Origin of the sequence: Nonomuraea sp. NEAU-A123 (genome assembly GCF_018603905.1) — a bacterium.
Classification (GTDB): Bacteria; Actinomycetota; Actinomycetes; order Streptosporangiales; family Streptosporangiaceae; genus Nonomuraea.
Genome location: NZ_JAHFZZ010000041.1, coordinates 22,205 through 43,542, shown reverse-complemented (window position 1 = coordinate 43,542; position 21,338 = coordinate 22,205). Strand labels below are relative to the sequence as shown.

The window sequence follows — 21,338 nt, the reverse complement described above, 5'->3', positions numbered from 1 at the left end:
AGCCAAGTAGGGTCTGCTGGGTGAGGTCGGGCATCCTACGCGCCGCGGTGCCCCTGTTCCTTTCCATGGTCACCACCACGCTCGGCACGCTTGTGGTGACCTCCGTGCTCGGTAGGCACGCCACCGTCACGCTGGCCGCCTTCGCGGTCATGTCGGCCGTGCTGAACCCCGCCTCCGCCGCCGTCGTGGGCGCTCTGCGCGGGCTCGCGCCGTTCGTCGCGCCGTTCAAGGACTCGCCCGCGGCGGCCGTGCCGATCCTGCGGGACGCGCGCTGGCTCACCCTCTTAGTGGGTACGGCCGGTGCGCTCGCGGTGCTCTGCGTGCCGATGCTGGCCCGCGCCACCGGGGCGCCCGCCGAGGTCGTGGCCGAGCTGGGGTCGCTGCCCTGGCTCCTCGCGCTCTACCTGCTGGTGTTCGCCTCGGGTGGCGGGGCCAACACCGTGCTCGTGGCGCTCGGCCACAGCCGTCAGGTGCTCTGGTCCAGCCTGGCGGCCACGGCCGCGATGATCGGTTGCACGGTCGCCCTGGTGCCGCCGCTCGGCCTGACCGGCGTGGGCGTGGCCTGGCTGCTGTCGGGCGTCGCGGGCGTGGCCGTCTCGAACCTCTGCCTGCGCCGCGCCCTCGGCACGCGCGTCGGCCAGGGCCGGCCGCGGATCAAGGAGATCGTCCGGCTCGGCCGGGTGAGCATCCCGCTGGCCGGGACCGTCTTGATCAAGTTCGGTGGCCTCGGGGTCGTCACCTTCGCCGCGAGCGCGACCGGCACGCGTGACGTGGCCGCGCACGCGGTGCTGAGCACGCTCACCGCGTTCATCATGCTGTTCTCGATCTCCGTGGCGCAGGCGTCGGTGCCCGAGGTGGCCAGGGCCCGGGACGTGACGGAGGCGCGCGGGGCCAACCGGACCGCGGCACTGCTCGCGCTGGCGGGGACGGCGGTCGCCGCGGCCGTGCTGCTCGGGTTCGGTGACTCGGTGCTGGTGCTGTTCAGCGATGACCCGAGCGTGCGGGAGCGGGCCGCGGCGCTGCTGCCGCTGATGCTGCTGGCCTCGACGGCCGATGGGGCGCAGGCGGTTCAGGGCATCGGGCTCACCGCGCTCAAGCGGTCGGGGGCGAGTCTGATCTATTTCGCCGCCGGTTACGGGGTGATGGTGGCCGTCGCCGCACCCGTGGCCGGTGCCTGGGGTCTCGTCGGGCTGTGGTGGCTCATGGCGGTGACCAACGGTGTGCTGGTCGTGCTGCAGGGCACCGGATTTCACCGGCACAGCGCGCGGGTGGGCGCGGCGTCCGTTGGGGCATGATGGCGGGGTGGGGGATCTTTTGCTGCGAACGACCGCCGGGGTGATCGCGGTGTTCGCCGTGTTCATGGCCGCGAGTCCGGCCTTCGCCGATGACGACGAGAAGAAGCTGTTCACGTTCAAGGATCCGCGGATCACCGAGTCGAGCGGGCTGGCCGTGTCGCCGACGCGGGAGGGCGTCTTCTACACGCACAACGACAGCTCCGCGTCGCCGACGTTCTACGCGGTCGGGACCGATGGGCGGACGCGGGCGACGTTCCGTGTCCAGGGGGCGCAGGCTCGCGACTGGGAGGCGATGGCCGCGAGCAAGGATGCCGCCACGGGGCGCGGGGTGCTGTGGTTCGCCGACATCGGCGACAACCTGAACGGGGCTTGGCCGGATGTTTCCGTCTATAAGGTCATGGAGCCGTCGAGCTTGAAGGATGCCACCCTTCCGGCGGTCCGCTACCGGTTTCGATACGCCGACGGCGCCAGGAACGCCGAAGGCATCATGGTCAACCCGCTGACCGGACGGCTCTTCGTGGTGTCGAAGGAGTTCTCGGGGTCGGTCTACCAGGCGCCCAAGAAGCTCAGGACCGACCGGGTCAACGTGCTCCGCAAGGTGGGCGCGGCTCCGATCATGGCGACGGACGCCGCGTACGCGCCCGACGGCACGTCGTACGTCATCCGTACGTACTTCTCAGCCACGGTCTACCGGCCGACGGGGGAGTCGATCGCCAAGGTGTCGATGCCGGAGCTGAAACAGGCCGAGTCCATCGCCTACACGAGCGACGGCAAGAGCCTGCTGACCGGCTCGGAGGGCGTCCGCAGCCCGGTCTATCAGGTGGCCCTGCCCGCGGCCGCGCTGCCGTCCACCCGGCCGTCCACCTCGGCGTCTCCCCGCTCGAAGGCGGCAGCCTCGCCGTCCGCCCGACCGGCGCCGGCCAAGGGGCTCAGCCCGAGGGACGTGCTGATCTGGCTGGCCGCCGCCGTGGGCGCCACCGGCGTCATCGCGTTAGTCGCCCGCCGCACCCGGTAGGTGGCGGCCACCCGACACCTCACGGCTTGAGCACGATCTTGCCCCGGGTGTGGCGCTTCTCCAGTTCGCGGAAGGCGTCCTGGACCTCGTCCAGGCCGTACGTACCGGCGATCGGGATCTCCAGCCGGCCCGCGCTGATCAGCGCGGCCAGCTCGGCGAGCACCGAGGCGCTGGCCGCGGCCATGTTTCCCTCGGCCTTGACCCCGTACTTCTCGACGGCCTCGAAGTTGATGATCGTGTCGATCCGCTCAGGAGCGACTCCGAGGTCGAGCGCGATCTCGACATAGTCGGCGCCGAAGGCATCGATGAAGGCATCGACCTTCCCGCCACGGGCGGCGGCCCTGATGCGGTCGGCGACACCCTCGCCATAGGCGATGGGGACCGCTCCATGGTCGGCGAGCCACTGGTGGTTGGCCTCGCTCGCCAGCCCGATCACGTCGGCTCCGGTGTCGCGAGCGAGCTGGACCGCGATCGACCCCACTCCACCGGCGGCACCGGAGATCACCACCGTGTCGCCCGGACCCGCCGCAACCGCCCGTACCGCCGCGTATGCCGTGGTTCCCGACACGAACAGCGATCCGGCCTGCTCCCAGGAGACGTCCGCGGGTCGATGGATGAGATCGGCGGCCTCCACGACGACGAACTCGGCATGGCTCGCCCGGTTGTGGGTGAACCCGATCACCTCATCACCGCTGGTGAACCCGTCGACCCCCGCGCCGGCCTCCGCCACCACCCCGGCCAGATCGCTGCCCTCACCGGAGGGGAACGTCGCCGGCCAACGGTCATGCAGCGCTCCGTTACGGATCATCGCCTCCCCCGGGTTGATCGCCGCCGCCTCGACCCGCACCAGGACCTGGCCAGGTCCGGGGACCGGCCGGTCCACCTCGACGACCCGCAGAACCTCGATGCCGCCGTACTGCTGAAATCTCACTGCCTTGGACATCCCATGCTCCTTGATCTTGTGTCCTGGCTGGCACTGACCACGCTGCCAGGGGTCCGCAGCGAACACGAGCGGACAGGCTTCCCTAGGATCGGCAGTCCCAGGCTGGCCGTGCTGACCTGGGGGAAGGCTCGGCGATGATGGTGAGATGGACATGGACCGCCCTGAGCTCGCCGATTTCCTGCGCCGTTCCAGGGAACGGCTACGCCCTCAGGAGGTAGGTCTGCCGGCCGGGCCACGGCGTCGCACGCCCGGATTGCGGCGTGAGGAGCTCTCCCAGCTCGCCGGGATGTCCGCTGACTACTACATGCGGCTCGAACAGGCCCGGAGTCCCCAGCCCTCGACCCAGATCCTCGCCTCGCTCGCCCGTGCGCTACGCCTGACCGAGGACGAGCGCGACCATCTCTACCTGCTGGCGGGGCACCGGCCGCCGGCCGGCCGGCTGGCGGGCGACCATGTACGGCCCGGCCTGCTCTATCTGCTCGACCAGCTCAAGGAGACCCCGGCGCACATCACCAACGACATCGGTGACCTCCTCGCGCACAACACCATGGCCGAAGCGCTCCTCGGCTGTGTCTGCTCGGTCCGCGAACAAGACCGCAACTTCGTGTGGCGCTGGTTCACCGACCCCACGATCCGCCAGATCTACTCACCTGACGAACGCCGGCAGCACAGCCGCGCCAACGTCGCGGACCTGCGCGCCGCCATCGCCCGGCGCGGCAGCGACGCCGCCTCCACCGGGCTCGTCACCAGACTGCGGGCCGCCAGTCCTGAGTTCGCCGATCTGTGGGATCTGCACGAGGTCGCCGTACGGCGCAGCAGCCGCATGCGCGTCAACCACCCCGCCATCGGGCCGCTCGAACTCGAATGCGAAACGCTCCTCAGCCCAGCCGAAGACCAGAAACTCCTCATCTTCACCCCGCCGCCCGGCACACCCAACATCGACCACCTGAGCCTGCTCCGCGTCCTCGGCCACGACGACTTCACCCCCGCGGCTCCCGAACGCCGCTGATCTCTCCATCGGGAATACGTCAGACCGCCGCCCCTCGAACCATAGGAGGGACGGCGGACTGGCGAGTGGTGGGCTATCGCGAGGCGTCGTTGTCGAGGTTCGCGGCACCGGATTGCCGGGCGGTGGTGTTGAGCGCGGGCAGCACGATCATGCGGAGTTGGGCCTGACCGGAGATGGTCACACCGCTGTTTCCGCCGTAGTAGTAGGCCCGCATGATGTAGGTGTCGGGCGTCAGCGTGGAGATGAACGTCTTCTGGTTGGACACGCAGTTGCCCCCGGTCCGGTTACCGATGATGGTGGACACGTGCGCACCGTCGGACACGCGGTAGAAGGCCCAGAAGGGGTCCTCGCTCGGGGTGATGCCGTTGCCGCCGACGTTGTACGTCTGGCCGTTCCGTACGGTGAAGTCGGCGATGGGGCCGTCGATGGGGTCGGTCTCGTACTTGATGTATCCCCCATTGATGTACACGTGCGCGGCTGTCTTGCACCGCGCGGCGGAGGCCGCCGTGGAGGTCTCCGCAGCCACCACTGTGCACAGGCCGATGGCCAGCACAAGCACGCTCAGGACGCGCAGCGAAGCGGCTCGGGCGATGACTGCGGGGGAGCGGTGTCGCCGGCGGATCTTCATGAGCATTCTTCCCTCCTGGGTCGAGTCGGCGCGGGTGGCCGACCGGGCCGGTGATCGACGTGGCGCGATCACCTGACGGGGACGCTATGGCGATGGCATGACCTGGCTATGACCTGGCGATGACTCCGCCCGTCATCCGCACGCCGTCTTCTGACGAAATGTTCGCGGCGGTGTCGGATGGGGAGGCACGGGGCGATGCGCTTTCGGATGCTGGGTCCGTTACAGGTCCACACAGGCGACAGGTGGGCACGGGTGGCCGCCGAGCAGCAGCGGGTGGTCCTGGCGGTGCTGCTGGTCGAGGCCGGGCGAGTGGTGAGCACGGACCGGCTGGTGGACGCGGTGTGGGGTGAGCGGCCACCGAGAACGGCGATCAACACGATCGCCGCGTACGTCACGCGGTTGCGCCGGCTCGTGGGCGGTGACGTCCTGGCCGGGCGACGGCGCGGCTATGAGCTCCTCGCCGACGACGACGGCGACATCGACGCGGTGGTGTTCGAACGAGGCGTGGCGTCGGGGCGGCGCGAGCTGGAGGCGGGCCGACTCGAGAGCGCCGCGGCAGGGCTGGGCCGGGCGCTGGCGGTGTGGCACACTCCCGAGCCGGTGCTGGCGGATGTGCCGCCTACTCGGTGGGTGGAGGCGCGGGCGACGCAGTTGGAGCAACTGCGGCTGGGGGCGGTCGAGGAGCACGCCGATGCGCGGCTGCGGCTGGGCCGGCACGCCGACCTCGTTGAGGAGCTGGATCGCCTGGTACGGGAGAACCCGCTGCGGGAACGGCGCTGGGCCCTGCTGATGACGGCCCTGGACCGGTGCGGGCGGCGCGCCGAGGCGCTGGAGGCCTACCAGCGGGCGCGTCGCGTCCTGCGGACCGAGCTGGGGCTGGAGCCGGGGCCGCGGCTGCGAGAGCTGCAGCAGGCGATCCTCATGGAAAACGGGCAGAAGGCCACAACGGGGTCGCGGGCGGTGCCGGGCCGGCTGCCCGCCGCGCCGACGCTGCCGGGCGGGCCGACGCTGCCGCAGGTGGGGCCCATAGAGGGCTGGCCGTTCGTGGGGCGGGACGAAGAGCTGGAGACGATCCGGTCGTGTCTGCGGCGGGGTGCTGCGAAGGGCGTGGTGATCTCGGGCGAGGCGGGCATCGGCAAGACCCGGCTGGCCCGGGAGATCCTGGAGCAGGCGCAGGCGCAGGGCTGCCGCACCGAGTGGGTGGCGGCGACGGGTTCGCTGGCCGCGATCCCGTTCGGCGCGGTGGCCAACCTGCTCCCCGCCGACCAGATTCCGGCAGGCCATGGGTTGCCGGTGCTGGCGGCGGCGGCCGCGCGGATACGGGAGTACGGCCGGGATCAGCGCGTGGTCATCGGCGTCGACGACGCGCACCTGCTCGATACGGGATCGGCGGCCCTGATCGGCCATCTCGCGGTCCAGCACCTGGCCTTCGTGGTGGCGACCTGCCGCGCGGGAGCGCCCGTCCCCGACACGATCACGATGCTGTGGAAGGACGGCCAGGCGCCGTGGCTCGACCTCGGGAGCCTGCCGGCGGCTGCCGTGGACCGGCTCCTCGACCACACGCTCATGGGGGACGTCGACGGGGTCACCCGGCGCCGGCTGGGCGACCTTGCGGCGGGCAACCCTCTGGCGCTGCGCGAACTGCTGTCGACGGCCATCACCGACCACGCACTGCGCCAGACGCATGGCGTGTGGCACCTCGCGGGCGACTACCGTCCCCGTGGGGCGATCCAGCAGTTGCTCGCCGATCGCCTGCGCCCGCTCGGCTCGCGAACCCCGATGGTGCTGGAGCTGCTGGCGTGTGGCGAGCCGCTCCCGCTGGCGCTGCTGACACAGCTGGTGGATCCGGCGTCGATCGACGAAGCCGAGGCACACGGATTGGCCGTGTCCGGGCGCGCCGGCAACCGCGTCCAGGTACGACTCGCGCACCCGCTCTACGGCGAGGTGCTGCGTGCCCGATTATCGGCCGGCCGCGCCCGGCAGCTCTGGTGGCGGCTCGCGGGCGCGCTGCTGGACACCCCGCTGCGCCGTCGCGACGACCTGCTGCGGGCCGCGCTCTGGCAGGTCGAAGGCGGCGCGGTGGTACGCGCCGACATCGTGCGGACCGGCGCCCGCGAGGCCATCAACCGGGCGGATCTCGCCCTGGCCGAACGCCTCGCGCGAGCCGCCAGAAACGCCGAGCCCTCCGTGGACGCCGACGCGCTGCTGGCCGAGGTGCTCGAATACCGTGGCCGCAGCGCCGAGGCGGCAGCCGTGCTACCGGAGCAGCCCCCGCCCGGCGACGAACTGCTCCCGTGGGCCCTCGCCCGAGCCGAGACCATGTACTGGGGCAACGCCGACGCCGTCGCCGCCGAGCAGACGCTGGATCTCCTGCGCGGCCGGCCGGGGGAGGATCTGGCCGAGGGAATCCGTACCTGGATCTTGCTGTTCGACGGGCGCTGCGCGGCCGTGCTGGATGTCGCCGACCGGCTGCTGGCCTCGGACTCGGCGAGTGCGCAGGCCATGATCTGGGCCACCGCGGCGGCCACGGGGGCCGCGGGCTTCCTCGGGCGGGCCGTGGACGCCGCCGGCTATCACGAGCGGGGGTTGGCCCTGGCCGAAGCGCGCCAGGCGGAGTTGCCCTGGGGCGTGGTCGAGCTCGGCGTCGCCCGGTCTCTGGCGTACCTGGCCATGGGTGAGCTGGACGCGGCATGGAGCGTCGCGGACGAGGGATATCGGCAGGTGCTGTCCGGGCAGAGCCCGATGATGTCGGCCGGCCACCTCGGTTTCCGTGGGCTCGTGGAATGCGCGCAGGGCAGACCGGCCGACGCCGGCCGATCCCTGAGGGAAGCGATCAACGCGCTCGACGGCCGCGACACCCTCCGGCTCACCCATCTCTTCCTGGCCGGCCTGGCCACGGCCACCGCTCTGGGCGGCGCGGCGGACGACGCGCGCGCCTGGATGGACCGCGCCGACCAGACCGGCAACGAGGCCAACCGGCTCTTCTCCCCGTGGATCGTGCTCGGCAACGCCTGGACGCTGGCGGCGGAAGGCCGGCTCACCGACGCGGTGAGTACCGCCCGGTACGCGGCCGGTCTGGCCCGCGGCATCGGACTCCCCAGCGTCGAGGCGATGGCCCGCTACGACGTGCTACGCCTCGGCGGAGAGGGCGACCTCCACCGGCTCGACGAGCTCAACACCGCACTCGACACGCCCATGAGCCACGTGCTGGTGAGAGCGGCCCATGGGCTCGAACACGCCGATGGCGCGGCACTCTCGGGCGCCACCGACGCCCTCGCCCAGCTCGGTCAGCACCTGCTCGCCGCCGAGACCGCGACCTGCGCGGTCCCCGCTCATCGCCATGCCGGTCTGGCGGACAAGGCGGCGATGGCGCTCGAACGAGCGGCCTCATCGCGCACCCGATGCCAAGGCGCCGTTACCCCCTTGCTCAGTTCGCGGCCGGCCGCCGACGCTCGCCGGGCTGACGACCTGCGATCTCCTTAGCGGGGATCGCGCAGCAACGCGGTGAAACCCTCGCCGCGGAGAGCTCGCTCGACGACCTCGATGGAGCGGGCCAAGCGGACCAGCCGCGGACCTTCCTGGCGATAGACGTCGAGCACTGCCTCAACAGCATGGGGCGGGAGGCTGGGCTTCAGTTCGACGGCGGCACCCCGGTATCCCGCCCTGGCCGCCTCAATAGCCGAATTGACGTGATGAAGCGCCATTCTGGCCAGCGCTATCGGGTGGCGCCGCAGCACCTCATACGCCCGATAGTCGGGCGGGACGGCGTCGAGCAACCAGGACACGGCCGAGGTCTCCCACTCGGGAACGCTGGGCGGACGGACCTCGGGCGGCCACTCCGGCGGGAGATACATGAATCCATCGTACTCACGTTCGATTTCCGCGCTCTCGACGGCTGCCGACCGGCTTCCTGGCGTCGTAGTCCAGCCGGGCCTGCTCGACCTCGCCTATGTTGACCGACCACTCGGCGAGTGCTTCGAACACCGGCGAGAGACTTCGCCCCAATGCGGTGATCTCGTACTCCACCCGGGGCGGAACCTCGGGGTGGTAGGTGCGCACGACGAGCCCGTCGCGTTCCAGTTGCCGCAGCCGATCGGTCAGCACCTTGGGGGTGATGGTGGTGATACGGCGTTCCAGCTCCACGAATCGATGCCGCCCGTATTCGTGGAGCACCCAAAGGATGGGGGTGGTCCAGCGGCTGAAGACGATGTCGACCACCGGGGTGATCGGGCACGCCTGTTCCGGGGGGACGTCGACGGGGGTCGCCCAAGCAGTGTCGTTGGTCACAATGCCAATACTTTCCTCTAGGTACCTACTATCACGGCGCTAGTAGCTTCCAAACATGATTCTGGTAACTGGAGCAACGGGCAATGTCGGGCGGCCGCTCGTGGAGGCGCTTGTCGCGGGCGGCGAGCAGGTGACGGCGGTGTCACGAAAGATCTCGGAGGTGCCGGAGGGGGTGCGGCACCAGCAGGCCGACCTGGCTGAGCCGGCGAGCCTCAAGCCGGCCCTCCAAGGAGCCGAAGCGCTGTTCTTGCTGACCTCCCCCGACTTCATGGCGAACGGCGATCTCGGTGACGTCATGAACGTCGTGCGGGCGGCCGGCGTCAGGCGGGTCGTGTTGCTGTCCTCGCATGGCGTGGGCACGGGACGCCACCCCTCGCGTCTGGAAGACGCGGTCAAGCGGTCGGGTCTGGAATGGACGATGTTGCGGCCGGGCAACTTCACCTCCAACGCGGTCCAATGGGCCGATTCGGTCCGCGCGGAACGGCTGGTCCGGGCGCCGTTCGGCGACGTCGCGGTGCCGGCCATCGATCCGGCCGACATCGCCGAGGCCGCCGCCGTCGCACTGCGCGAGCCGGGCCACGAGGGCAACGTCTACACGCTGACCGGACCGGTGCCGATCTCACCCCGGCAGCAGGCCGCGGCGATCGGGGACGCCCTGGGCGAGCCGGTGCGGTTCGTTGAGCAGAGCCGGGAGGAGGCGCGGGACCAGATGCTGCGATACATGCCCGAGCCGGTCGTGGAGGCCACTCTCGGCGCCCTCGGCGCACCGTCCGCCGCCGAGCAGCAGGTGAGCCCCGACGTCGAGCGGCTCCTCGGCCGCTCGCCTCGCACCTTCGCCGAGTGGGCGGAGCGCAACGTCGCGGCCTTCGAATAACGCGTCCGGGTGAGGACGGCGTTCTCGCACGGCCGGCCGCGAGCACCACACGTCGGCCGGCCCGCACCACCTAGCCGCGTTCGCCGATCTCGGTCTTGTACGTGTGAAAGCCGCGCCGACGGTAGTTGGGCAGCGCGTGGGGATGATCCAGGCTGGACGTGTGCAGCCAGACCCGCCGCACGGAGGGGGTCAACCGCCACGCGCGCTGGACGGTCAGCGTCAGCGCGTATCCGCCCAGGCCTTTGCCGGTGAACTCGGGCAGCAGCCCGAAGGTCTCGATCTCGACCTCCTCGCCGGGGTGGACGTCGTAGGCGGCCGCGCCTACCGGTTCACCGTTCAGGGACAGTAGCGAGAACGCCCGCGCAGGGTGCTGGGCGAGCCAGGTGGCCCATTGGTGTTCGCTCCGTCGCGCGCTCTGCCAGCCGTAGGGCGCGCCGATCCGGGACTGGAGGTCGATGACCAGCGGCGAGTCGCGGTCCAAGGACTCCAAGGCGAGACCGGGTACGACCGCGCCTGGATTCAGCTGATCGGCAGCGGTCATCTCGACGTATGTCACGATTTCCTGCACTCTGCCCACTTTAGGGCAGGTTCGATCTTCGGGCGGTTGATGGAATACCAAGTAAGCGCTAGCTTCCATGGCATGCGTGTCCTGGTGAGCGGTGCCTCGGGGTTCGTCGGCTCACACGCGGTCGCGGCCCTGATCGCTGCCGGACATGAGCCCTGCCTTTTGGCGAGAAATCCGGAAAAAGTGCGACGTGTGTTGGGGGCCGGGGAGTGGGTGGTCCGTCAGGGGGACATCCGTGACGCGCCGGCCGTACGAGCCGCTCTGGACGGGTGTGACGCGGTGCTGCACGCCGCCGCCGACATGGGGGTCACCGGGCACGGGACGGACCTGCACGGGTCCAACGTCGTCGGGCTGCGTAACGTGCTCGGGCAGGCCGCCGAGCTGGGACTGGATCCGATCGTGCACGTTTCCACGATCGCGGTGTTCGTGCCGCCCGCCGAGCCGCTCATCACCGCCGACAGCCCGCTGACCAGCCCCAGGAACGCCTACGGCCGGTCCAAGGTCGAGGGCGAGCGGTACGCCAGGGAACTGGGCGACGTGACCATCGTGTACCCGGGTGGCATCGCCGGGCCGGGACAGCCGACGCTCGACGCGCTCAATGAGGGGCTCCGCGCCGGCCTGCGGTGGGGGTGGCCGGTCGTGCCGGGCGGCGTGAGCGTGCTGGACGTCCGGGATCTGGCCGTCGCGCTGGCCCGCTGCTTCACGCCCGGCCGCCGGGACCGCCGCTACCTGCTTGGGGGACATTTCTGTACCTGGGGTGAGTTGGCGGAAATATGCGCGGAGGTGACGGGACGGGCGGGCCGGACCTACCGGATGCCCGGTGGACTGCTGCGCGGGATGGCCGCGCTGCTCGACCGGCTCAAGCGGCTGGTGCCCATCGACTATCCGCTCACCCGTGACGCGGCCGACTTCATGCTCACCCTGGTCCCCACCGACGACGGCCCCGCGCTCAAGGACCTCGAGCTCACCCTGCGCCCGGTGGAAGACACCGTTTCGGATACATTGCGGTGGCTTGCCGCTGAAGGCCACCTGGATCCGCGCAGAGTCGGCAGACTGGCGCCGTGACAGAGAAGATCGGCGTCATCGGGGCCGGCATCGTCGGCCTGGCGGTCGCCCGCGAGCTCGCCACCACCAGGGGTGCCGAGGTGACCGTTCTCGAAAAGGAGAACAGCGTCGGCGCGCACCAGACCGGCCACAACAGTGGTGTCGTCCACGCGGGCATCTACTACCCGCCGGGTTCGCTCAAGGCCACGCTCTGCCGCGAGGGCGTCGCGCTGCTCAAGGAGTACTGCGCGCACCACCGCCTGCCGTACGAGGAGGTCGGGAAGCTGGTCGTGGCCTGCACCGGCGCCGAGCGGCCGCGGCTCGCGGCGCTGGCCGAGCGGGCCAGGGCGAACGGCGTCCCCGGCATCGTCGAGCTGGACGCGCTGGCCCTGCGCGAGATCGAGCCGCACGCGGTCGGCGTCGGCGCGGTCCACTCGCCGCACACCGCGATCGCCGACTTCCCCGCCGTCGCGCGCCGGCTCGCGCTCGACGTGGCCGAGCTGGGCGGTTCGGTACGGCTCGAGCACCCGGTCAGGGCGATCAGGGAGACCGCCAGGGGCGTCGAGGTGCTGGCCGCCGGGCGGCGGTTCGCCTTCGACCGGCTGGTGATCTGCGCGGGATTGAGCACCGACGCGGTGGCCAGGATGGCGGGACGGCCGGGCGACATCAGGATCGTGCCGTTCAGGGGTGAGTACTACGCGCTCGAGGGAGCGGCCAAGGACCTGGTGCGCGGCCTGATCTACCCGGTGCCCGACCCTCGGTACCCGTTCCTCGGCGTCCATCTGACCAGGCACATCGACGGTGAGGTCCTGGTCGGGCCGAACGCGGTGCTGGCGCTCGCGTATGAGGGTTATCGGGGACTAAACCTCCGTAATTCCTGGCAGATTCTGCGCTGGCCGGGCACGCTGCGCATGGCCCGGCAGCACTGGCGCACCGGCCTCAAGGAGGTCCACGGCTCGCTGGTCAAGGGGGCCTTCGTCCGGGCCGCGCGCCGCTACGTGCCCGAGCTCACCGCCTCCGACCTGCGGCGAACCGAGGGCGGGGTACGCGCCCAGGCCGTGGCGAAGGACGGCCGGTTGGTCGACGACTTCGCCGTGGACGTACAGGGCAGGGTCGTGCTGGTACGCAACGCGCCGTCTCCCGCGGCCACCTCCAGCCTGGCGATTGCCAGGCACATCGCCGGAATTGTCCCAGCACTCGTCCGTTGAGTGCATGCTTGGAGATGATGGAAGCGCGACTACTGATCGTCGAGGATGACCCCAATATCCTCGAACTCCTCGCCGCGAGCCTGAGGTTCGCGGGTTTCGACGTGTCCACCGTCAAGAACGGCCTGGACGCCGTCACCGCCGTTCAACGGCACCGCCCTGACCTGGTCGTCCTCGACGTCATGCTGCCCGACCTCGACGGCTTCGAGATCGTGCGGCGGCTGCGCGGCGGGGGCGTGCACGTGCCGGTGGTCTTCCTGACCGCCCGCGACGAGACCGAGGACAAGATCCGTGGGCTGACGATCGGCGGCGACGACTACGTCACCAAGCCGTTCAGCCTCGAAGAGGTGGTCGCCAGGATCCACGCGGTGCTCCGCCGTACCAGTGGGGAGTCGCAGGCGCCGCCGCCCAGGCTGACGTTCGCCGACATCGAGCTCGACGAGGAGAGCCACGAGGTGTGGCGCGGTGGCAACGCCGTGTCGCTGTCGCCGACCGAGTTCAAGCTGCTGCGTTACTTCATGACGAACGCGGGCCGGGTGCTGTCGAAGCCGCAGATCCTCGACCACGTCTGGGACTACGACTTCAGAGGCGAGGTCGGGATCGTCGAGTCCTACGTGTCGGTGCTCCGCCGTAAGATCGACAACCGCAACCCGCGGCTCATTCACACGTTGCGCGGTGTCGGATACGTCCTGCGGCTGCCGCCGAGTCCGTGATGCGCGGCCTGCCGCTCAGGATCAAGCTGATCGCCGCGATGCTGGCGCTGCTCGGCGTCGGGCTGACCTTCATCGGCGTGGTGAGCGTCTCCGTGCTGCACGGCTACCTGATGAACCGCGTCGACAGCCAGATCCAGCTCCTCGCCGTACGCGTGGAGAACAAGCTCAAGCACGACCAGGAGAAGCGGGAGCGGGGCAAAGAGACCAACGACAAGATGGCGCTGATCGAGTCCGACACGATCGTGCTGGTCCAGCCGCCGGGCGGCACGCTGGCCCCGGTGTTCGGCGACCGCGACGTGGACGCCAGGCCCAGGCCGGTGCTGTCGCAATCGCCGGGACCTGGCCTCTACACGACGCGGGCGGTCAGCGGCGACGGCGAGTGGCGGGTGCTGCAGACCTCGATACCAGCGGGCGAGTACGTGATCGCGGCGGACCTGGAGGAGGTCAGGGACATCACCCGGCGGCTCGGCCTCATCGAGCTGCTGGGCGGCGGCGGCATCCTGCTCATCCTCGCCGTCGTGGGCGTCGCGATGGTCCGGCGCAGCATGCGCCCGCTGACCGAGATCGAGAGCACCGCCGAGGCCATCGCGGGCGGGGAGCTCGGCCGCCGGGTGCCGGCCGGCGACCCGCGTACGGAGGTGGGCCGCCTGGCCCTGTCGCTCAACGGGATGCTCGCGCAGATCGAGGCCGCGTTCGCCGCCAGGTCCGCGTCCGAGGCGGCCGCCCGCCGCTCCGAGGACCGGATGCGCCAGTTCATCGGCGACGCCTCGCACGAGCTGCGCACCCCGCTCACCTCGATCCGCGGTTTCGCCGAGTACGCCAGGCAGAACCAGAAGGCCGACGCCGCCGAGCTGATGCAGCGCGTGGAGAAGGCCGCGGGCCGGATGAGCTTGCTGGTGGATGACCTGCTGCTGCTCGCCCGCGTCGACCAGCAGCGCCCGCTGCGCATGCGGCCGGTCGACATGCTGGCGCTGGCCGCCGACGCGGTGCACGACGCGCGCATCCTGGCGCCCGACCGGGTGATCAGCCTGGACGTCGTCGGCGGCGCGGCGCTGATCGTCTCCGGCGACGAGGTACGGCTGCGCCAGGTGGTCACCAACCTCATGACCAACGCCCTGACCCACACCGAGCCGGGCACCCCGGTGACGGTACGCGTCGGGGCGGGGGACGACACAGCGTTCCTGGAAGTGGCCGACAAGGGGCCCGGTCTCACGCCCGAGCAGGTTGAGCGGGTGTTCGAGCGGTTCTACCGGGCCGACTCGGCCAGGTCGCGCCAGCGTTCGGGCGACGACCGGGGCAGCGGGCTCGGCCTGGCCATCGTGCAGGCGCTGGTGAAGGCGCACGGCGGCACGGTGCTGCTCGACAGCGCGCCCGGCTCGGGCTCCACATTCCGGGTCGAACTCCCACTCGCCTTGGAGTGAGCATTCAGGTATTCCTCAGCCTCCTGAGTCACTCTGGGTAGGTGACTAAACCCGAGGCGCTGATCATGGTGGTGGACGACGAGCCCAGTATCCGGGACCTTCTGTCCGCGAGCCTGCGCTTCTCCGGCTTCGAGGTGCTGACCGCCGCCGACGGTTACGAGGCCGTCGAAGTGGCCGAGCGGACCACGCCCGACCTGGTCGTGCTCGACGTCATGCTGCCCGATCTCGACGGGTTCGAGGTGGCCAAGCGGATCGGTGTGCCGGTGCTCTTCCTGACCGCCCGTGACGCCACCGAGGACAAGATCTTCGGGCTGGGGGTGGGCGACGACTACGTGACCAAGCCGTTCAGCCTGGAAGAGGTCCAGGCCAGGATCCGCGCGGTGCTCCGGCGTACGCGCGGGGAGAACGCGCCCGCGAGCCGCCTGCAGGTCGCCGACCTGGAGCTGGACGAGGAGGCCCGCGAGGTCTGGCGCAACGGGCGGCCGGTACGGCTGTCGCCCACGGAGTTCAAGCTGCTGCACTACTTCATGTCCAACGCCGGCCGGGTGCTGTCCAAGGCGCAGATCCTCGACCACGTGTGGAACTACGACTTCGGCGGCGACGCCGGTGTGGTCGAGTCCTACGTCTCCTATCTGCGGCGCAAGGTCGACGACGTCGAGCCCAGGCTCATCCACACGCTGCGTAGCGTCGGTTATGTGCTGCGGGAGCCGCCGGCGGGCTAGCGTGGTCCTATGGATCTGCTGGGCGCGTTGCAGGAGTTGCGCCACCGGCTCGATCGCGAGCTGTTCCCGCTCGAGATCGGTGCGGCCGCCGACGACCGGCGCGCGCTCAAGGAGCTCACCGGCCAGCTCGACGACTACCTGCTGCCCCGATTGCGGGCCATCGACGCGCCGCTGCTCGCCGTGGTCGGCGGCTCCACCGGGGCGGGCAAGTCGACGCTGGTCAACTCGCTGGTCGGGGCCGACGTCGCCGAGCCGGGCGTGCTGCGGCCCACCACGCTGGTGCCGACGCTGGTGGTGAGCCCGGCCGACCGCGACTGGTTCATGGGCCAGAACGTGCTCCCCGGAATGTCCCGCGGCACCGGATCGGCCGCCGGGGCGCTGCGGGTGGTCACCTCTCCGTCGCTCGGCGCGGGGCTGGCGCTGCTCGACGCGCCCGACATCGACTCCGTGGTGACCGCGAATCGCGAGCTGGCCGCGCAACTGCTGGCGGCCGCTGATCTGTGGTTGTTCGTCACCACCGCCGCCCGTTACGCCGACGAGGTGCCGTGGAGCTTCCTGCGCTCGGCGCGCGAACGCAGCACGGCGCTCGCCCTCGTGCTCGACCGCGTGCCTGCCGAGGCCGTCGAGCCCGTCACCCGCGACCTCGAACGCCTGCTGGTCGAGAACGGTCTCGCCGGCACCCGGCTGTTCACCGTGCCCGAGGCGGCGCTGCCGTCGGAGAAGGCGCGGCTGCCCGCGGCGCTGGTGTCGCCCATCTCCGCGTGGCTGACCGAGCTGGCCGCCGACGCGGCCGAACGGTCCCGGGTCGTCCGGCAGACGCTGTCCGGGGCGCTTGACAGCCTGGTCGCGCGGGTGCCGCTGCTGGCCGACGCCGTCACACGGCAGCAGGCCGGGTTCGACGCGCTGCGGTCCATCGTCGTGGGGGCCTACTCGGGCGGGCTGGCCGACTTCGACGAGGGCATGCGCGACGGGTCGCTGCTCCGCGGCGAGGTACTGGCCCGCTGGCAGGACTTCATCGGCACCGGCGACCTGATGCGCTCGCTGGAGAGCCGGGTGGGCTGGCTGCGTGACCGGGTCGTCGGCTTCTTCACCGGGCGGGTGCCGGCCGCGTCGCTGCGAGACGCGCTGGAGAGCGGCGTCGAGACGCTGATCAGAGGCGCCGCCGACAGTGCCGCCGAGCGCAGCCTGGAGGGCTGGTCGGCCGCGCCCGGCGGTCCCGGGATCATCGCCCACGTCGGCGCGGTGGACGCGGCCCGGCTGGGCCGGACCTCCCCCGACCTGGGTAAACGGGCCTCGGCGGCGGTGCGGGGATGGCAGGAGTACGTCCTCGACCTGGTGCGCCACGAGGGCGCCGAGAAGCGCACCACGGCCCGGATCGCCTCCTTCGGGGTGAACGGGGCCGGCTTGCTGCTGATGCTGGCCGTGTTCGCCTCCACGGGTGGGTTGACCGGGATCGAGGTCGGGATCGCGGGTGGGACGAGCGTGCTGTCGCAGAAGCTGCTGGAGGCGGTGTTCGGTGATCAGGCGGTGCGTACGTTGACCGTCCAGGCGCGCGAGGATCTGCGGGAACGGGTGCGGAGACTGCTGGAGGAGGAGGCCGGGCGGTTCACCGAGCTGCTGGCGGCGGTCGAACCACCGGCCGGGGCGGCGGGCGCCCTGCGGGAGGCCGCCCAATCGGTCCGCGCCCATCGCACCGAACTGCCGTCGGGCACGGCTCCGGTCGACGTCGCTGAAGATCTCGCTGAAGGTCTCGCTGAAGGTGAGGGGTCGTGAAGCTGCTGCGCCGCAAGGAGGGGCCGTCGCTGGACTCCCGGCTGGCCGCGCTGCTGGAGGCGGCCGAGCTGGCCGAGGGGCGGCTGCCGGCCGACGTGGTGTCCAACGCGCGGGCGGTGGCCGAACGGGCCGGAGTACGGCGCAGCCTGTCGGTGGACCACACCGTGGCGGCGCTGGCGGGGGCCACGGGCAGCGGGAAGTCGTCGCTGTTCAACGCGCTGGCCGGGGACGAGCTCGCGGCTGTGGGCGTCACCCGGCCGACCACTTCGACCGCGCAGGCGGCGCTGTGGGACGGGACGGGGGCGGGCCCGCTGCTCGACTGGCTGGAGATCCCCCAACGGCACACCCCGGCCGCTGTCGGTCCCGATTTTTCCGGACTTATCCTGCTAGACCTCCCCGACCATGACTCCATCCGGCTGACGCACCGCCTGGAGGTCGACCGGCTGGTGGAGCTCGTGGATCTGCTGGTGTGGGTGCTGGACCCGCAGAAGTACGCCGATGCGGCGGTGCACGAGCGCTACCTGCGCCCGCTGGCCGGACACCGGGACGTGATGGTGGTGGTGCTCAACCAGATCGACCGCCTGCCGCCCGACGCGGTGGACCGGTGCCTGCGTGACCTGCGCCGCCTCCTGGACGACGACGGGCTGGCGGGGGTGCCGATCCTCGGTGCCTCCGCGCGTACGGGTGCGGGCCTGGCCGAGCTGCGCATGCTCCTGGCGGAGCGGGTGGCCGAGCGTCGCTCCTGGTCCGCCCGCCTGTCCGCCGACGTGTCCGCCGTCGCCGACCACCTGGCCGACCAGTCCGCCGCGCCGCTCCCGGACGCCGGTGCGGTGGCCGGGTTGGGGAAGCCGCTCACGGACGCGCTGTCCGAGGCCGCCGGGGTGCCGCTGGTCGTGGCTGCCGTACGGAAGGGGCACCGGCACCGGGCCGTGGTGGCGACCGGCTGGCCCGTCACCAAGTGGGTCCGGCGGTTTCGGCCCGACCCGTTGCGCAGGCTGCGCATCGGCACGAGCACCACTTCACCCGAGCGGGAGATCGTCGGTCGTACGTCTGTTCCGGTCGCTTCGGCCGTACAGAAAGCACAGGTCGAGACCGCCATCCGTGACGTCGGCGAGGCGGCGGCGGGTGACCTGGCGGGGGTGTGGGCGGCGGCGGTACGGCAGGCGGCGCGGTCCCGGGCCGTGGAGCTGGCCGACGCCGTGGACCGGGCGGTGGCGACGACCTCGCTCGGGGCGACCAAGCGGCCGAGGTGGTGGCGGGTGGTGGGGATGCTGCAGTGGCTGGTGTTCGCCGTCATGGTCGCCGGTGGGCTGTGGCTGGGGGTGCTGTTCGGCATGGACTATCTGCGCCTGCCCCAGCCGCCCCTGCCGACGCTGGGCGTGGTGCCGTGGCCTACGGTGCTGCTCGGCGGGGGTGCGCTCGTCGGGGTGGTGATCGCGTTGCTGTCCCGGCTGGCGGCCTGGGCGGGCGGGCATCGCCGGGCGCGTCGCGTGGCGAAGGCCTTGCGGTCGGCCATCGCCCAGGTCGGCGCCGAGTACGTACTGGAGCCGGTGGAAGGCGAACTGGCCAGGCACACCCGCTTTACCGAGGCGATCACCCGCGCCCGTGCCTGACCCGCTTCCTGAAGCGATCACCCGCGCCTGACCCGCTTCCTGCGGCCTGACGGTCTGTCAGGGGCGGCCGGCGGGGCCGAGGAGGAGGGTCGACAGGCCCGCGCCCAGGCAGGCGAAAGCGGAGGCCACCAGGAACGGCATCGACGGCCCATACTGCTGCCCCACCACCCCGGCCACCCCCGCCCCCACCGCGCCCCCCACGCCCGCCGCCGTCGACACCCACCCGAACGCCTCCGCCTGCGCCCCTGGCGCGAGCTCGTCCACCAGCAGCGACGTGGTCGTCAGCGCCGGATTGAGCATGAGCCCCCCGGCGAAGAGCACCACCCAGAACAACGGCAGCCACGACACCAGCACCAGCGGCCCCAGCGCGAGACCGAAGACCAGCAGCAGCCCGGTCAGCCGGCGAGCGGGGGCGGCCGTCCACCGGCGGGCGCCGTAGACGGCCGCCCCGGCGACGCCGCCCAGTGACAGCGCCGCCACTAGCAGGCCTGTCGCGGCCGGAATGCCCCGGGCCGCCGCGAGGGCGGGCACCCCGACGTTCAGCGCGCCGATGGCCCCGCCGAGCAGTACCATCACGACGAGCAGCAACCGCATCCCGAGATGCCGGAACACCTGTCCCCGCCCCGCCGACCGCGAGGGATCGGTGACCCGCAGCGCCCGGGAGAAGGCCAGCGTGCCCGCCCCCGCGGCGACGGCCACCACACCCAGCGCCAGCGACGCCGACGCCAGCGTGATCAGCACCCCTAACAGCAGCGGGCCGGTGAGGATGGCCAGTTCCTGCACCAGGTACACGAGGCTGTAGGCAGCGGTACGGCCCTCCGCGGCCAGGCTGGCGCCCCACTCGACGCGCATGGTCACCGAGACCGGCGGCAGTCCGGCCCCCGCCATCCAGGCCAGGGCCACGATCGTCCACCCCGGCCAGCCGGACCCGGCGCCGACCACCACCGCGATCAGGGCCATGACGTGCGCCAACGCGCTGACGGCCAGCACCCCCCGCGGCCCTCGCCGGTCGATGACGCGCCCCTGGACCGGCCTGGCCATCCCCGCGCCGATGGCGAACGCCGCCGCGGCCAGCCCCGCCAGCACCAGCGAGCCGCTCGAAGCCTGCACCACCAGCACGATCCCCACCGGCGCGACCTGCTGCGTGAGCTGGGCCAGGAACCCGAGGACGGCCTGCGCCGTCACACCCGGCAGGGCGAACAGCCTCCGGTACGGTACGCCCTGCCCCATGCGCCCAAACTAACCCAAACGTTTCCCCCGGCCCCCGAGGGAGTCGGCGATCGTGTGCAGAGTGTCGAGCAGGGGCCGAAGAAGAGGATGCGCCTCGGCACCGCGCCGCACGGCCGCGAAGACCCGACGCTCGGGACCCGCCGTCCGACGTACCGCGACACCGGGCACTGCCACGCCAGGCACCGCGACACCTGGCACCGCGATGCCGGGCAGCACCATGTCGCGGAGGGCCAGTCTGGGTACCAGCGCCACTCCCGCGCCGGCTCCGACCAGTGCCACCACGGCGCGGAAGTCGTCGGAGCAGTGCGCGAAGTTCGGTGAGAAGCCCGCCTGTTCGCAGGCGAAGGTGATCACGTCGTGGACGGGGTTGCCGGGGTAGGGCCCGATCCACGTCTCGCCGACGAGATCGCCGAGCCGGACCGCGTCCGCCGGGGGCGGGCCGCCGGCGCCCGCCAGGGGGTGAGCCTGGGGGAGCACCAGGTCGAACGGCTCCGCGTACAGGGCGGATCGGTGCAGGCGGGGATCGGCCGCGTCCGGGGCGCCGCGATACTCCACCGCGATGGCCAGGTCGGCCCGGTCGTCGAGCAGCATGGTCAGGCTGTGGTCGCCCTCGGCGTCGAGCACCCGTACCCGCAGCCCCGGGGAGCCGGTGCGGAGGGCGGTGATGGCGGGGGAGAGCACGGCGCTGATCGCGGTGGCGAAGCAGGCGACGGTCACCTCGCCCGCCGCGCCCGTGCTGTAGGCGGCGACCTCGGCTTCGGCGCGTTCGAGCTGGGCGAGCACCTCGTTGGCGTGGGTGAGCATGATCTGGCCGACCGCGGTCAGGCGGACGCCGCGCGCGTCGCGGGTGAACAGCCGGTGGCCCACCTCGTGCTCCAGCGCCCCGAGTTGCTGGGATACGGCCGACGGGGTGAGGTGCAGCGCGGCGGCCGCGGCGGTGACCGTGCCATGGTCGGCCACCGCGCGCAACGTACGCAGCCGCCGCGTGTCTATCACGCAGC

Annotated in this window: 19 protein-coding genes; 12 read left to right on the top strand and 7 right to left on the bottom strand. The window is 71.5% G+C overall.

The genetic code is table 11. From position 1 onward, the window contains the following. Positions 1–20: 20 nt before the first annotated feature. Both KLK06_RS62870 and KLK06_RS56935 read left to right on the top strand, forming a co-directional pair. Positions 21–1,295, top strand: coding sequence for an MATE family efflux transporter (locus tag KLK06_RS62870; RefSeq protein ID WP_214644257.1), 1,275 nt, complete (start codon positions 21–23; stop codon positions 1,293–1,295). Positions 1,296–1,302: 7 nt separating this feature from the next. Continuing rightward, a complete protein-coding gene (locus tag KLK06_RS56935) occupies positions 1,303–2,310 on the top strand; it encodes a hypothetical protein (protein ID WP_214644256.1) in 1,008 nt (335 codons plus the stop codon). Positions 2,311–2,329: 19 nt separating this feature from the next. Here the strand turns inward: KLK06_RS56935 and KLK06_RS56930 are convergent, their stop codons facing one another. Next, on the bottom strand, positions 2,330–3,253 hold the full coding sequence (locus KLK06_RS56930) for an NADP-dependent oxidoreductase (protein WP_214644255.1): 924 nt from the start codon (positions 3,251–3,253) through the stop codon (positions 2,330–2,332). A 151-nt stretch (positions 3,254–3,404) separates the two neighbouring features. Between KLK06_RS56930 and KLK06_RS56925 the strand changes: the two genes are divergently transcribed. Beyond that, entirely contained in the window at positions 3,405–4,262 is an 858-nt protein-coding gene (locus tag KLK06_RS56925; RefSeq protein ID WP_214644254.1) for a helix-turn-helix transcriptional regulator, read from the top strand. Between the two features lie 73 nt (positions 4,263–4,335). Here KLK06_RS56925 and KLK06_RS56920 read toward each other — a convergent pair whose 3' ends face one another. Beyond that, on the bottom strand, positions 4,336–4,896 hold the full coding sequence (locus tag KLK06_RS56920; RefSeq protein WP_214644253.1) for a hypothetical protein: 561 nt from the start codon (positions 4,894–4,896) through the stop codon (positions 4,336–4,338). A gap of 246 nt (positions 4,897–5,142) precedes the next feature. Here KLK06_RS56920 and KLK06_RS56915 point away from each other — a divergent pair, with 246 nt between their 5' ends. Beyond that, a complete protein-coding gene (locus KLK06_RS56915) occupies positions 5,143–8,373 on the top strand; it encodes an AfsR/SARP family transcriptional regulator (protein WP_214644252.1) in 3,231 nt (1,076 codons plus the stop codon). Here KLK06_RS56915 and KLK06_RS56910 read toward each other — a convergent pair. Together KLK06_RS56910 and KLK06_RS56905 are read right to left on the bottom strand one after the other, a co-directional pair. After that, entirely contained in the window at positions 8,370–8,744 is a 375-nt protein-coding gene (locus tag KLK06_RS56910) for a hypothetical protein (RefSeq protein ID WP_214644251.1), read from the bottom strand. The genes KLK06_RS56915 and KLK06_RS56910 overlap by 4 nt on opposite strands. A 13-nt stretch (positions 8,745–8,757) precedes the next feature. Beyond that, the gene (locus KLK06_RS56905; protein ID WP_214644250.1) at positions 8,758–9,177 is read right to left on the bottom strand and encodes a helix-turn-helix domain-containing protein; all 420 of its coding nucleotides are present in this window, start codon (positions 9,175–9,177) and stop codon (positions 8,758–8,760) included. Positions 9,178–9,232: 55 nt separating this feature from the next. On the opposite strand from KLK06_RS56905, the gene KLK06_RS56900 reads away from it, so the two are divergent. After that, entirely contained in the window at positions 9,233–10,051 is an 819-nt protein-coding gene (locus tag KLK06_RS56900; RefSeq protein WP_214644249.1) for an NAD(P)H-binding protein, read from the top strand. Positions 10,052–10,121: 70 nt separating this feature from the next. On the opposite strand, the gene KLK06_RS56895 is transcribed toward KLK06_RS56900, so the two are convergent. Beyond that, a complete protein-coding gene (locus KLK06_RS56895; protein ID WP_308169001.1) occupies positions 10,122–10,619 on the bottom strand; it encodes a GNAT family N-acetyltransferase in 498 nt (165 codons plus the stop codon). A 39-nt stretch (positions 10,620–10,658) separates the two neighbouring features. Between KLK06_RS56895 and KLK06_RS56890 the strand changes: the two genes are divergently transcribed. From KLK06_RS56890 to KLK06_RS56860, 7 genes are all read left to right on the top strand, one after another. Next, the gene (locus tag KLK06_RS56890; RefSeq protein ID WP_308169000.1) at positions 10,659–11,681 is read left to right on the top strand and encodes an NAD-dependent epimerase/dehydratase family protein; all 1,023 of its coding nucleotides are present in this window, start codon (positions 10,659–10,661) and stop codon (positions 11,679–11,681) included. Continuing rightward, entirely contained in the window at positions 11,678–12,868 is a 1,191-nt protein-coding gene (lhgO, locus tag KLK06_RS56885) for an L-2-hydroxyglutarate oxidase (protein ID WP_308168999.1), read from the top strand. Before KLK06_RS56890 ends, lhgO begins: the two co-directional genes overlap by 4 nt. 14 nt (positions 12,869–12,882) lie before the next feature. Continuing rightward, on the top strand, positions 12,883–13,578 hold the full coding sequence (locus KLK06_RS56880; protein ID WP_214644281.1) for a response regulator transcription factor: 696 nt from the start codon (positions 12,883–12,885) through the stop codon (positions 13,576–13,578). After that, positions 13,578–14,999 (top strand): HAMP domain-containing sensor histidine kinase, encoded by a 1,422-nt coding sequence (locus tag KLK06_RS56875; protein ID WP_214644247.1) that lies wholly within the window; start codon positions 13,578–13,580, stop codon positions 14,997–14,999. The genes KLK06_RS56880 and KLK06_RS56875 overlap by 1 nt, the downstream gene beginning before the upstream one ends. Positions 15,000–15,064: 65 nt before the next feature. Next, positions 15,065–15,721 (top strand): response regulator transcription factor, encoded by a 657-nt coding sequence (locus KLK06_RS56870; RefSeq protein ID WP_250907635.1) that lies wholly within the window; start codon positions 15,065–15,067, stop codon positions 15,719–15,721. A 9-nt stretch (positions 15,722–15,730) separates the two neighbouring features. Then, positions 15,731–17,494: an ABC transporter gene (locus KLK06_RS56865; RefSeq protein ID WP_250907624.1), complete on the top strand. Its 1,764-nt coding sequence runs from the start codon at positions 15,731–15,733 to the stop codon at positions 17,492–17,494. Next, a complete protein-coding gene (locus KLK06_RS56860) occupies positions 17,491–19,107 on the top strand; it encodes a GTPase (protein ID WP_214644245.1) in 1,617 nt (538 codons plus the stop codon). Before KLK06_RS56865 ends, KLK06_RS56860 begins: the two co-directional genes overlap by 4 nt. A 57-nt stretch (positions 19,108–19,164) precedes the next feature. Here KLK06_RS56860 and KLK06_RS56855 read toward each other — a convergent pair whose 3' ends face one another. Then, positions 19,165–20,337 carry an MFS transporter gene (locus KLK06_RS56855; RefSeq protein WP_214644244.1) on the bottom strand — a complete coding sequence of 391 codons (1,173 nt, stop codon included), beginning with the start codon at positions 20,335–20,337 and terminating at the stop codon, positions 19,165–19,167. A gap of 9 nt (positions 20,338–20,346) precedes the next feature. Further along, positions 20,347–21,333: a LysR family transcriptional regulator gene (locus tag KLK06_RS56850; protein WP_214644243.1), complete on the bottom strand. Its 987-nt coding sequence runs from the start codon at positions 21,331–21,333 to the stop codon at positions 20,347–20,349. Between the last annotated feature and the right edge of the window lie 5 nt (positions 21,334–21,338).

Bases quoted from the DNA above. Each gene is read 5' to 3' on its own strand.
- KLK06_RS56930 (WP_214644255.1), bottom strand. From the start codon at position 3,253: ATGTCCAAGGCAGTGAGATTTCAGCAGTACGGCGGCATCGAGGTTCTG.
- KLK06_RS56925 (WP_214644254.1), top strand. From the start codon at position 3,405: ATGGACCGCCCTGAGCTCGCCGATTTCCTGCGCCGTTCCAGGGAACGG.
- KLK06_RS56920 (WP_214644253.1), bottom strand. From the start codon at position 4,896: ATGCTCATGAAGATCCGCCGGCGACACCGCTCCCCCGCAGTCATCGCC.
- KLK06_RS56910 (WP_214644251.1), bottom strand. From the start codon at position 8,744: ATGTATCTCCCGCCGGAGTGGCCGCCCGAGGTCCGTCCGCCCAGCGTT.
- KLK06_RS56900 (WP_214644249.1), top strand. From the start codon at position 9,233: ATGATTCTGGTAACTGGAGCAACGGGCAATGTCGGGCGGCCGCTCGTG.
- KLK06_RS56890 (WP_308169000.1), top strand. From the start codon at position 10,659: ATGGAATACCAAGTAAGCGCTAGCTTCCATGGCATGCGTGTCCTGGTG.
- KLK06_RS56880 (WP_214644281.1), top strand. From the start codon at position 12,883: ATGATGGAAGCGCGACTACTGATCGTCGAGGATGACCCCAATATCCTC.
- KLK06_RS56875 (WP_214644247.1), top strand. From the start codon at position 13,578: ATGCGCGGCCTGCCGCTCAGGATCAAGCTGATCGCCGCGATGCTGGCG.
- KLK06_RS56870 (WP_250907635.1), top strand. From the start codon at position 15,065: ATGGTGGTGGACGACGAGCCCAGTATCCGGGACCTTCTGTCCGCGAGC.
- KLK06_RS56865 (WP_250907624.1), top strand. From the start codon at position 15,731: ATGGATCTGCTGGGCGCGTTGCAGGAGTTGCGCCACCGGCTCGATCGC.
- KLK06_RS56855 (WP_214644244.1), bottom strand. From the start codon at position 20,337: ATGGGGCAGGGCGTACCGTACCGGAGGCTGTTCGCCCTGCCGGGTGTG.